This window comes from Brevibacterium sp. RIT 803 (assembly GCF_016892625.1).
Lineage (GTDB): Bacteria > Actinomycetota > Actinomycetes > Actinomycetales > Brevibacteriaceae > Brevibacterium.
In genome coordinates, this window is the sequence record NZ_JAFEMW010000006.1 from 54,330 (window position 1) to 66,204 (window position 11,875).

11 protein-coding genes are annotated in these 11,875 nt (G+C 61.2%); 2 read left to right on the plus strand and 9 right to left on the minus strand.

Going from position 1 to position 11,875, the window contains the following annotated elements:
- Nucleotide 1: 1 nt before the first annotated feature.
- Nucleotides 2-748 (minus strand): DUF5058 family protein, encoded by a 747-nt coding sequence (locus JTF07_RS18215; protein ID WP_204235642.1) that lies wholly within the window; start codon nt 746-748, stop codon nt 2-4.
- Between the two features lie 223 nt (nt 749-971).
- Here JTF07_RS18215 and JTF07_RS18220 point away from each other — a divergent pair, with 223 nt between their 5' ends.
- Nucleotides 972-1,538, plus strand: a complete 567-nt coding sequence (locus JTF07_RS18220) for a maleylpyruvate isomerase N-terminal domain-containing protein (RefSeq protein WP_204235643.1) — start codon at nt 972-974, stop codon at nt 1,536-1,538.
- Nucleotides 1,539-1,561: 23 nt separating this feature from the next.
- Here JTF07_RS18220 and JTF07_RS18225 read toward each other — a convergent pair whose 3' ends face one another.
- From JTF07_RS18225 to JTF07_RS18260, 8 genes are all read right to left on the minus strand, one after another.
- A complete protein-coding gene (locus JTF07_RS18225; RefSeq protein WP_204235644.1) occupies nt 1,562-2,053 on the minus strand; it encodes a hotdog fold domain-containing protein in 492 nt (163 codons plus the stop codon).
- Nucleotides 2,054-2,927: 874 nt separating this feature from the next.
- The gene (locus tag JTF07_RS18230; RefSeq protein WP_353844018.1) at nt 2,928-3,374 is read right to left on the minus strand and encodes a transglycosylase family protein; all 447 of its coding nucleotides are present in this window, start codon (nt 3,372-3,374) and stop codon (nt 2,928-2,930) included.
- Nucleotides 3,375-3,595: 221 nt separating this feature from the next.
- The gene (locus JTF07_RS18235; protein ID WP_204235646.1) at nt 3,596-5,977 is read right to left on the minus strand and encodes an ATP-binding cassette domain-containing protein; all 2,382 of its coding nucleotides are present in this window, start codon (nt 5,975-5,977) and stop codon (nt 3,596-3,598) included.
- Nucleotides 5,978-5,982: 5 nt separating this feature from the next.
- Entirely contained in the window at nt 5,983-6,402 is a 420-nt protein-coding gene (locus JTF07_RS18240; protein ID WP_204235647.1) for a VOC family protein, read from the minus strand.
- A 1-nt stretch (nt 6,403) separates the two neighbouring features.
- Nucleotides 6,404-6,847 carry a helix-turn-helix transcriptional regulator gene (locus JTF07_RS18245; RefSeq protein ID WP_204235648.1) on the minus strand — a complete coding sequence of 148 codons (444 nt, stop codon included), beginning with the start codon at nt 6,845-6,847 and terminating at the stop codon, nt 6,404-6,406.
- On the minus strand, nt 6,844-8,388 hold the full coding sequence (locus JTF07_RS18250) for an APC family permease (protein WP_204235649.1): 1,545 nt from the start codon (nt 8,386-8,388) through the stop codon (nt 6,844-6,846). The genes JTF07_RS18245 and JTF07_RS18250 overlap by 4 nt, the downstream gene beginning before the upstream one ends.
- Nucleotides 8,389-8,412: 24 nt before the next feature.
- Nucleotides 8,413-9,765, minus strand: a complete 1,353-nt coding sequence (locus JTF07_RS18255) for a flavin monoamine oxidase family protein (protein WP_204235650.1) — start codon at nt 9,763-9,765, stop codon at nt 8,413-8,415.
- A 102-nt stretch (nt 9,766-9,867) separates the two neighbouring features.
- Nucleotides 9,868-10,839, minus strand: coding sequence for an SDR family oxidoreductase (locus JTF07_RS18260; protein ID WP_204235651.1), 972 nt, complete (start codon nt 10,837-10,839; stop codon nt 9,868-9,870).
- Between the two features lie 64 nt (nt 10,840-10,903).
- Between JTF07_RS18260 and JTF07_RS18265 the strand changes: the two genes are divergently transcribed.
- Complete coding sequence (locus JTF07_RS18265; RefSeq protein WP_213018927.1) at nt 10,904-11,860, plus strand: helix-turn-helix transcriptional regulator; 957 nt, start codon at nt 10,904-10,906, stop codon at nt 11,858-11,860.
- Nucleotides 11,861-11,875 lie beyond the last annotated feature (15 nt).

Consider the following 11,875-nt stretch of genomic DNA (forward strand, 5'->3'; position numbering starts at 1 on the left):
CTCAGGCTTCGGGTGCGCCGAGACCGGCATAGTGGGCGAAATAGGACGCAATCAGGCCCACAAGCAGGGAGATTCCAAGTCCCCATTCCTTGAGCCACGGCTGTTTCAAGGTCTTGGCGAGGAAGAGACAGATCGTCATCACCACGGCGGAGACGAGGATCGCGATGACGTGTGTCGGAGATTTCGGGAGCTCCCGGAAAGTCAGCGCGGCAAAGGCCGCAAGCAGCGCCGCGCCGGGGATGATGGACATCAGTGCAGGGTTGACCTTCTCGAGCTTGTGGGAGCTGCGCTTGAAGACCGGAGTCAGGAGCAAGGTCGAGATCATCCACCCGGCACCCGAGAGGCTCATCGCCATGAGTGCGACGATGAAGACGCCGCGAGTGAACGTCTCATCGCCGAGACTCGAGCCCATGGTGCCGGCCGCGATCGAGGCCGAGGCGACCTCCGTGGCTGCGGAGCCGATGAGACCGACGCGGACGACGACCGGGGGAGTGCCGAAGAGGGGCAGCAGTGCGATGGCGACGAGGACCACGGACAACGAGGGTCCGATCGCCGCAACTCCACCGGCCCTGAAAGCCGATTTGACCTCCTGTTGGCTCATTCCGGCCGATTCGGCGTTCTTCTTCACCGCATTCATATAGATGAGTGACTGAACGACGACGACACCCATGACTGCCATTGCCAGAATCCAGAGAACAGGGGCGTTCGCGAGGCCGAGATAGTCGGCCGATCCACTTGCCATCACCATAGCGGGGCTCCTCACTTCCTTGTCGGAGTTGCTCACAGTGACCGAACCACGTCGTTGTGGTCCGCATCACTTGTGTCAGTAATGTATACCGAGACGGACCCGGATAGATCGTCTTTGATGAGACTTCCCGATTGGCGAGAACTGACTTCTCAATGCCGACCATCAATGAATTCAATGTGTACCGTCAGGACCATACCAATCCGCGATCAGGAAGACTCGAACAATGGACGATCCTCTCATCGACAAGTATCTCGACCAGGCGGAGGTTTGCTGGGTCACAGCGCTGAAGAGAGTCTCGAAGGCGAACCTTCACTCGCCGAGCGGGTGTCGTGAGTGGACCAATGAACAGTTGATCAACCATCTCATCGGAGGTGGGCTGCGCTATCAGAAGCTGCTCGCCCAGGCCCCGCCTGCGGAGGTGGAGGCCACTCGGGGACAGGACCACCTCGGCGAGAATCTGATCGCGTCGTTCTGGACGCATGAACGGGCGTTCCGAAGGATCGCGGGGGAGAGCGACCTCGATAGAGAGGTGCACCATCGAATCGGACTGATCTCCGGCCGCCAGCTCGTGAATATGCGCATACTCGAGCTGGCGCTCCATGCAGCCGATCTGTCAATCGGAACCGGTGATGTGTGGCCGATCGATGACGATCTTGCCGAGTACATCTCCACACATCTCGGCGAACTCATTGCTGATTTGGGTTCTGCAGGGGGATACGCTGCGCCCAGGCCGGAGCCGGACGCCGGAGCCTCACACGCGCAGCGAGTTCTGAACATCTCAGGTCGCTGACCGGCGCACCCTTCGACTCGTGACTACCGCGCCTTCTTCCTGGAGACGTACATGGTGATCTCTGCAGAGACGAACACATTCCCATCAGCGTCCAGGACGTCGACCGGCACGACCAGATCCATCGGCTCCTCGCCGAACTCCGGGATCGGGTCGAGCCGGGCGATCGAAGTGACGCCGGTGGTGGCCCTGTCCTTGTATTCGACGGCCATGCCGGCGGGAATCCAGCGATGCGTGGACGGTACCGTCGCGTCGGTCATGATGCCACCGGCGATCTCCGCCATGTTGCATGATGCGATCGCGTGGTATGTGCCGAGGTGATTGCGCACTCCGCGACGATTGGGGGCGCTCACACGGCATAGTCCGGGCGACAGCTCGCGGATGAGTGGATGAACGGTGCGGAAATAGGGGACCTTGAAGCACACTGCTCGAGTGAAGAGCCAGGTGCCGAATGGCAGCTTCTCCAACGTCTTCCAGATCGTGAAGATCTTTCCGGGAGATGCGGTGTCGACGGTCATGGAATCGTCCTTTCGGTCGTGCGCCCTGGCGGATTCTGTGACATCGGGGCCACCTCGGATCGCTCCCTAGCCATGAGCTCTGTTACTCCACAGTAACGGATTGGGGGAGTCTCAGCTTATCGACGACTCCGACCAGCGCTGATGCCAGGTTCATCTTTGAGTGTCTGAGTGACGAGCCGGTCAAGATGATCAGCCCAGTTCGTTCAGCGTCGAGACAACCAGGACGACCGCCGTAGTGGACCCGGGGAAACAACAGGACGTAAGTTGGTGCCGTTGCGCGCTGGAGAGTACGCGCAGGGGAGTAATGGCGACGCATTCGCCGTCATCGCAGAGGATCTCAGCGGGCTCTGTGCCATCGGCCACGTCACAAAATACGCACGTCTTGTCATGGTCACAACCCATTTGCCCGCAGCGCCACCTCCTCGAATTTGCCTACGACGACAATTCTCGGTCGACCGGCGCGACTTCACGTCTTCGCGTCTGTCGCCTGCCTCGCATCGGAAGATTCGGAGGCTCACCATCCCGTCTCCGAATACGGGGGCACCAGCGGAAGGCGCGGTCACCACTGGTTGACGAAAAGCACACATGGCAGAACCCAATGCACATGACAGAACCCAAGAGGAGTGGTCCCGAGAACGTTTACTTAACATAATGTATATTATCGGCTTTACTGACACTCCTGCGCGGAGGAGTGTCACTGCAGGTCTACCCGAGCCACCGGACTCGCATCCAGCAGATCAATCCAACGGACGCCAACCAGGCATCAATGGCAACGGCCGCGGATGGCTTACGTGCCATCCGCGGCCGCCGATGTGCTCAACGCGCGTCAGCGCTGAGCATGTGTCAGCCAGCTGCATTCGCCTCAGCTGTCGACTCAGCTGCCGCCGAGTCCGACCTTTCCGTCATCCTTGGATCCGCCATCGTCCTTGGATCCGCCGCCGTCATCTGCGGCGCCGTTGGCCTTCGTCAAGCCGGCCTCTTCACCGCAGACCGGCCAGGCACCCGGGCCCTGCTCCTTGAGAGTCTTCTGAGCAACGTCGATCTGCTCAGCCTTGCTGGCCTTGTGAGGCATGCCCTCACCGCCGAACGCGTTCCAGGTCTGCTCCGAGAACTGCAGACCACCGTAATAGCCATTACCGCTGTTGATGTGCCAGTCACCGCCGGACTCGCACTCGGCGACCTTGTCCCAGACGCCGCCCGAGGACTGAGCTCCTGTGGAGGCCTGGGCTGGGCCGCTCATTCCCGTCAGTCCGGCGGCGGCAACCGCGCCGGCTCCTGCAACGAGGGCGACCTTGCGGAGGCTTGTGCTGTAGAGGTTCACTGTGTCATCTCCGTAATACGATTGCATTTCGGTTTTGTCACCCGGTCGTTACCGAGTCGTTATACACCGTAACGGATCTGACGCAAGGAGTGAACTGAAATCCACTCGTCCGCCCTCAGAATCGACACACAGAAGCCACAACGCGAACTGAAAGCGCTGCGTCTCTGCTCGACTCCCCTGATGGCGCTCGACTCCCCGTTGTCAGGCTCATACACACAGGTTCATACATCTGCGACATAGGCCGCCAGGTGCTGCGCAGTCAATGTCGCGTTCGGCCCTGGAACAGAGGCGACGAGTTGTTCCGGAGTGCCTTCGAAGACAACTCGACCTCCGTCGTGACCAGCACCGGGACCGAGATCGATGATCCAATCGGAGTGGGCCATGACCGCCTGATGGTGTTCGATGACGATGACCGTCTTCCCTGAATCTGCGAGACGATCCAGCATGTCCAACAGGTTCTCCACATCGGCAAGATGCAAGCCCGTCGTCGGTTCGTCGAGGATGATGACAGGTGCAGAGTCCGCAGCCTTGGCCGAGAGATGCGCAGCCAGTTTGAGGCGCTGCCGCTCGCCACCTGAGAGGGTCGTCAGAGGCTGACCCAGACTGACGTACCCGAGACCCACCTCGGAGAGGTGCCCGATGATCTTGCTGACAGCAGGGATTCGTGACTCCCCTGCGGCAAAGTAGTCGATCGCCGCAGTCACCGGCAGATCGAGCACCTCACGAATGTTCTTGCCGGCCAGGGTGTAGTCGAGGACTTCTGCCTGGAATCCCTTGCCCTCACACACATCACAGGGAGCCGACATTCCCGCCATCATTCCGAGGTCGGAGTAGATGATTCCGGCACCATTGCAGACCGGACAGGCCCCTTCCGAGTTGGCACTGAACAGAGCGGGCTTGACGCCGTTGACCTTGGCGAAGGCCTTGCGGATGGGCTCGAGCATGCCAGTGTAGGTGGCCGGGTTGCTGCGTCGTGAGCCTTTGATCGCCGCCTGGTCGATCATGATCACGCCGTCCCGGCGGCGCAGTGATCCTGCAATGAGAGTGCTCTTGCCGGAACCGGCCACTCCTGTGATGGCGGTGATCACACCCAGCGGCACATCGACGTCGACGTCGCGTAGGTTATGCGTCTTCGCTCCCCTGATCTCGAGATTCCCGGTGGGTTCGCGAGTTGTCTTCTTCACTTGGGAGCGGTCGTTCAGGTGTCGGCCTGTCAGCGTGTCGCTGGCTGTGAGCTGATCGAGGTTTCCGATGAAGCAGACCTCTCCTCCGGCCGTTCCTGCCCCCGGCCCAAGATCGACGATGTGATCGGCGATTCTGATGGTCTCTGGCTTGTGTTCGACGACGAGGACGGTGTTGCCCTTGTCGCGCAATGCGATGAGCAGCCCGTTCATCGCGGCGATGTCGTGAGGGTGCAGCCCGATCGTTGGTTCGTCGAAGATATAGGTGACATCCGTCAGCGAGGATCCGAGGTGACGCACGAGCTTGATCCGCTGAGCCTCTCCCCCGGACAGGGAACCAGCCGAACGGTCAAGGGAGAGGTACCCGAGTCCGATGTCGACGAAGGCCTGCACATCTGCCCTCAGCGACCTCACAAGGGGGCCGACTCCCCCGTCATCGATCTGTGCCAGCCAGTCGAGGAGGTCAGAGATCTGCAGAGCACACACTTCGGCGATGGAGAGTCCTGCCAGCGACGATCCCCGAGCCGCAGCGTTCAGCCTCGTGCCGGCGCATTCGGGACACTGCGTGTATACGACTGCCCGGTCGACGAACTCCCGCACATGCTTCTGCATCGCGTCGCGGTCTTTGGACAGAAACGAACGCCTGATCCGCGGAATGAGACCGTCGAAGGTCATGTTCGTGCCGTTGATGACGATCTTCTCGCCCTCGGCATAGAGAAGATAGTGCCGTTCGTCCTCTGAATAGTCAGCGATCGCCTTGTCTGGGTCGAAATAGCCCGACTCGGAATAGAACCGCACAGTCCACCCACCGGGTTTGTACCCCGGTATCGTGATCGCGCCCTCGTTGAGAGATTTCGCCTCATCGACCACCTCGGCGATGTCGATGTCTGTGGCTGTGCCCATTCCCTCGCAGTGCGGACACATGCCGCCGTTGACGGTGAAGGTCCGTCGCTCGACCTGTTTGTCGGCGCCTTTGTCGATCGTCACGGCACCCTTGCCGCTGATCGAGGCTACGTTGAACGAGTAGGCATTGGTCGACCCGAGATTCGGTTGAGCCAACCTGGAGAACAGCGTTCTCAGCTTTGCGTTGATGTCGCTGACTGTGCCCACGGTCGAACGCGGATTAGCTCCGATGCGTTCCTGATCGACGATGATGGCGGTGGTCAGACCGTCCAGCACATCCACTTCAGGTCGTGCCATCGCGGGCATGAACCCCTGAACGAAGGCACTGTAGGTTTCGTTGATCAGGCGTTGGGATTCGGCGGCGATCGTCGAGAAGACCAGGGACGATTTGCCGGACCCGGAGACACCGGTGAATACGGTGAGCCGCCGTTTGGGAATGTCGACGGAGATGTCCTTGAGATTGTTCTCACGGGCACCCTGGACGCGAATCAGGTCATGGTTGTCGGCTTGATACGGCATGCCGGTCAGCCGCGCTGCTGGACGCGCATCATGTTGCCGGCAGGATCGCGCAGTGCGAAATCCCGCAGACCATAGGGCTGGTCCATCGGCTCCTGCACGATGTCTGCTCCCCTGGCCTCCACCTCGGCGAATGCCTCATCGACGTTCGTGCTGGCCAACACGATGGCCGCATAGCTGCCCTTGGCCATGAGGGATTCAATGACCTCGCGCTCGGCATCGCTGATGGTCGGGTCGGTGATCGCCGGAGTGAGCACGATCGAGGTGTCAGGCTGGCCTTCGGGGCCCACTGTCAGCCACCGCATCTGTCCGGATCCGACATCGAGGCGGACCTCGAACCCCAGAACGTCGCGGTAGAAGATCAGCGATGCCTCGGCATCGGTGTGGGGCAGGAAACTGGCGTTGATCGAGATATTCATGATCGACATCCTAGTTCGGGTCGTCGGGCGGCACTTCTCGATTCCTGACTGGTCGAAGAACATTCTTGACGATGAACGTGGGCAAGTCGTGATCCCCGTGGGCGAGTCCGGCACGATATCGAGACGGTGAGAGCCCTACGAGTTCACTGAACCGAGTGCTGAACGTGCCCAACGACGAGAATCCGACCGCAAAGCAGATATCCGTGATCGATAGGTCACCGCGACGGATCAGTGCCATGGACCGTTCGATCCGACGCGTCATGAGATACGAATAGGGCGATTCGCCGTAGGCGGCTCTGAACTGGCGGCTGAGGTGACCGGCCGACATGTGCACCCCGGCGGCGAGCTCCTCAACATTGAGGGGACGGTCGAACTCTCTGTCGATCCGGTCGCGCACGCGTCGCAGGAGGACCAGCTGGTGCACAGGCACATGGTCGCTGCTGAACGTGTTCACCCCTCGTGGACTCCCTGGCTCAGGGTCTCACCACGGAAGTAGCCGGGATGCCTGCGGGATTGGATGATCATGATGACCACGCCCAGGAGCAGGACTCCGATGCCCAGCACGAAGACCAGTCCGATGCCGAAGACCGAGGATCCTGAGCCGTAGCTGGGGTCGAGGGAGTCGATCGCGGTGGTCACGAAGATCACCAGCAGGGTCACTCCCCCGACCAGTGGGAAGAGGAACCTGAAGAAGAAGTTCTTTGCCCCCGCAAACAGCGACCGGCGGAAGTACCAGATGCAGGCCAGACCGGTCACGCCGTAGTAGAAGCAGACCATGAGGCCCAGTGCCGTGATCGTGTCCCACAAGGCGTTCTCCGACAGCAGCCGCATCACGACGTAGAAGATGATCGCGGCGCCCGCCGAGGTGACAGTGGCCACCGACGGTGACTTGTACCTGGGTGAGATGTTGCCGTACTTCTTCGGCAGAGCACCGTAGTGGCCCATGGCCAGGATCGTGCGTGAGGGTGAGACCATCGTCGACTGCAGCGAGGCCAAGGAACTCGAGAGGACGGCGATCGAGATGAGGACTGCGAAGGGTCCCATCACCGGTTCGGCGATGGCTGCGAAGATGGATTCCTGATTCTCCGGATTCCCTGCACCCAATCCGTCTGTGCCGACTCCGGCGAATGAGATGACGGCGACGGTGCATGCGAGGTAGATGATGACGATGGCCACAATTGTGAGCATTGCTGCGCGGCCGGGGGTCTTCTGCGGGTCCTTCGCCTCTTCGTTCATGGTGATGACGGTGTCCCAGCCCCAGAAGAGGAAGATCGACAGGGACACTGCCGCCGCGACGGTCGAGAAGTCGCCGGCCTCGGCGGGGTTGAACCAGCCGAGTTCGACCGGTGTCGCGTCGAAGGCGGTCCCGTTGGACACGTGGACGAATGCCGCAATGACGAACCAGCCGAGGGCAAGGACTTGGAATGCGACCAGCCAGACCTGAATCTTCTGGGTTGCTTCGACGCCTCGGTAGGAGATCCATGCGGCACCCGCAGTCAGGAGGACGGTGACGGGAATGTTGATCCACAGCACCCGGGTGAGATCGGCGATCCCGGGGTCGGAGAAGATCTGAGCCAGCAGCAGGAACAGGAAGTCCACGGCTACTGCGGCCAAGTTCGAGAGCACGAGGACCGTGGCCGAGATCAGCCCCCACCCTCCCATCCAGCCCAGCCAAGGACCGAAGGCACGTGTCGCCCAGGTGAAGGTGGTGCCGGAATCGGGCATGGCGGTGTTGAGCTCGCGGTAGCCGAAGACGACGAGCAGCATCGGAACGAAGCCGATCAGCAGAATCGCCGGAGTGTGGACTCCGACCTGAGAAATCGTCGGCCCAAGACCCGAGGTCAGCGTGTAGGCAGGGGCAATGCAGGAGATGCCGATGACGGCACCGCCGATGGCGCCGACCTTGCCCGCGGACAGCCCCTTGGAGCTCAGGCCCGAGCCGGAACCGACCGACGGGCTTCCGGGCGGGCTGGAAGTTGGAGTTGCCGAGGTCATCAGCTCAACCTTTCAGGGGTGATTTCAGGTGCTCAGGATCTTTTCGGCAGTGTCGTGCCCGATTCTGACCGCACCGTCGACGTGCTGGTAGCCGTGTGCTGCGATGTCCGAACTCGCGAAATGGATGGGGCCGACCGGATCGTTCTGGAACCGCCCCCACCGGTGCAGTCCCCCGAGATCGTAGCTCGTGGCATAGGCACCTCGGGTCCATTCCTCGGCACCGAAGTCAGACAGGTAGAACACTTCGGGTTCCAGGGCCTGCGGGCCCAGGAAGTCAGCCAGTGATTCGAGGATACGCTGTTTGCGGGTGTCCTCGTCGAGGGCGAACATGGCATCAGCATTGACGTCGGAGATGAATCCGACGAGCGTCCCCTGCTCTTCACCGTAGTTGGTGTTGTCATAGACCTCCTGCACCAGTTGACCGGCACCGAATCCGGTTCCGCACAGGCCGTCTTCTCGCCAGAACGGTGTCTGATACGTGGCGTGAACCTTGATCACCAGGCCCATCGACTGGTGCTGGTGGAAGACCTGCTGGAGTCGGGGCAGATGCGGGGTGTAGCTGATACGCGAGTACAGGTTCGGTGGGACGGCCACAATGGCACGAGCGGCCGAGACACTCATCGCATCGGTGCCGACTCTCACAGAGTCGTCGGTCCACTCGATCGTGCGAACGGGGCTGTCCAGGAGGACGACGCCTTCCCCGAGGTCGGCTGCCATCTGCTCGGAGACCGACTGCATTCCACCCACGACACGGCGGTCGAGAATGAAATGGTCATCCACGAGGTGAGTGAACGATCCCGCCGAGGCGGCCATGAGGATCGCCTGCAGTGCGGAGAATGCAGTGGCAGGCTTGGTCAGCATTCCCCCTGCGATGAACATGCCGATGTTCGCGCACGCCGTCTCATCGTCGGATTGATTCCGGAGCCAATGATGGAAGGACACCGAATCGAGTTCGGCCGCGTCTTCGGCTTCCCACGGGGCGGTGGGTCCGATGCGGGCGGCGAGCTCGTCCAACTTCGCGATCAGGCGTTCCATCTCTGCTTGGGTGGACTCCCCCACCGGGAACATATCGCCGCTGTAGACGGTGCGTGTGCCGTCGGGTGCGATATAGACGCTCTCGCCCTCCCGGTAGCGCTGGTAGGTTTCCTTGCCCAGCTCAGTGACGAGTTGAAGCAGCGCCGTCTGGTCCGGTGAGATCCACTGGCCACCGATTTCGTACATCTGACCGTCGATGTGATCGGTCCAGGTTCGACCGCCGACCCTGTCTCTTGCCTCGAGGACGACGACGTTTTGGCCTGCAGCCTGCAACGTCCTGGCCGCACTCAGGCCGGTCGGACCGGCTCCGACGATGACCACATCGCATGTTCGATCCGACATTCCGCACTCCTTCGACAGTTCCGCTTATGTGCTCACAGTAACCAGGGAACATCACCCTGCCAAGGCGGGTTCAGGATCGCCTGCGGCGGTGCGAAATCGGTTTCAGCGGTAGTCACGTGCGTCCGCGCCCGAGTCGGCCTCTTTCGCTGCCATGAACGCCCAAGAATCCGGCCTGGAACCATCGATATCGTCGATGTCATAGAGATCGCCCAGTTCGCAGCTGTTGAGGGTTCTCGTATTGAAGCGGTGTCGGTCGGGATCGGATGCGAGTGCCACGAGCGTTCGTCCCAGAAATTGCGGAGTCTCCGAGATCGCGAATTCTGCAGGCGGCAGCTCGCGGCTCGGGTCGAGGGAATCCTTCAGCCAGCTCTGCTCGGTCGTGTCGAAGAAATCGAGCATCATCTCCGATCTCAACCAGCCGGGGGTGATCGCTACAGCTGTGCACCCAGATTCCGCCAGTTCGTGGCCGAGCCCGAATGCCAGCCGGCTGACTCCGGTCTTCGTCAGATCGAGATAGATGCTCTCCCGGTAGTGTGAAGCATTGAACTCGTCCGTTCCATCGGTGATCTCGATGTGCAGACCTCCGGGTCTGCGAGTGAGCAGCGGCAAGGCGGCGTGCGCCGTGTTCAGGTGCGTGATCAGTCCTGCATTCACCAGCCGCATTCCGGATTCGAAGTTAGTGTTCCAGAATTTCTCGCCCCAGGAGACATAGGCCTCTCCCCCGATGTCGTTGAGCAGAATGTCGAGTCGTCCGTGCTGCTCATCGATCCTCCGAATCACCTCGTCGATCATCGGCCGTTGCAGGTGATCGCAGACGATCGCCTCGGCGCGGCCGCCTTCTGCGCGTATCAGTTCGGCAGTGCCCTCGACGGTCTCGCTGCGGTCGTAGTCGGAGGGCCGTGTCGAGGTTGACCGACCAGTGCAGTACACGAAGGCACCGGCTCGGGCGAGGTCCCGGGCGATGGCACGTCCGGCACCGCGTGTGGCGCCGGCGACGAGAGCGACTCGGTCAGTGAGTGACCGCTGGTTGAGAGGAGCGAACTGGGATGCTGTCGATGCGTTGTGAGAAGTCATGGTGACACCGTCTCGTGCAATCACTGACACGCTATGTCAGTGTCCATGATTATTCTTGGTGGTTATGAAGGCAGCACGCTTGGTGTCGGAGATCGTCATCCTCAGTGCGCGGACGGTGCCCATCACTGCTGCACGTCTGGCGGCTCGCCTCGAGGTCACGCAGCGCACTGTCTATCGCGATCTCGCTGATCTGTCTCGTATTGGTGTCCCCGTCGTGTCGGAGTCCGGACCGGGCGGTGGTATCAGTCTGCTCGGGTCCTGGACCTCTCCCCTGTCGGGGATGACCCGTGATGAGCTGGATTCCGTGCTCATCGGAGGTTTCGCTGCGGCTGATCTCGGCTACTCCGGGGAGCTGGCGACCGCACGGGAGAAGATCCTCTCCGAGACAGATTCAGTCTTCTCATCGGATGTGCTCATCGACGGGCCCGATTGGTTCATGACACACGAGCGACCGGAGGAGCTGTCGGTCATCGTGGCGGCGCTGCGTTCGCACCGGGGTCTGCGATTCGACTACACAAGCGGCAGTGATTGCCTGAGTCGCACCGTCATACCGTTGGGACTCGTCGTCAAGGCAGGGCGGTGGTATCTGGCCGCACAGCCACCTGGTGGCAGGCCACGGACCTACCGGGTCTCGCGCATCAATGAGATCAGTCTCCACTACGTCTCAGTCTCACGCCCGCCGGGCTTCCACCTCGGCGACTACTGGGCGAGGTCTCAGACCGAATTCGACCGTTCGATCCGATCTGCGACGGTGAAGCTGCGGGTACCCAGAGAACGCCTCGGCGATCTGAGACGTGCGATTCCCGGTCGAATCACGGACGAGGCGATCGAGGCCGCCTCAATGGCAGATGGTGCCTCCTCAACAGAGGAAGCCATTGTCATCGACCTGCCGATGGAGCCAATGGATGTCGCTGTCTCGCAGCTGATCACCATTCGCGGGGTCGAGGTGATATCACCTCTGGAAATCCGTATGGCGCTGCGCGAACAGGCACGCCACACAGCTGTATGCAACGGCCTCTGAGGAATCAGAACGACA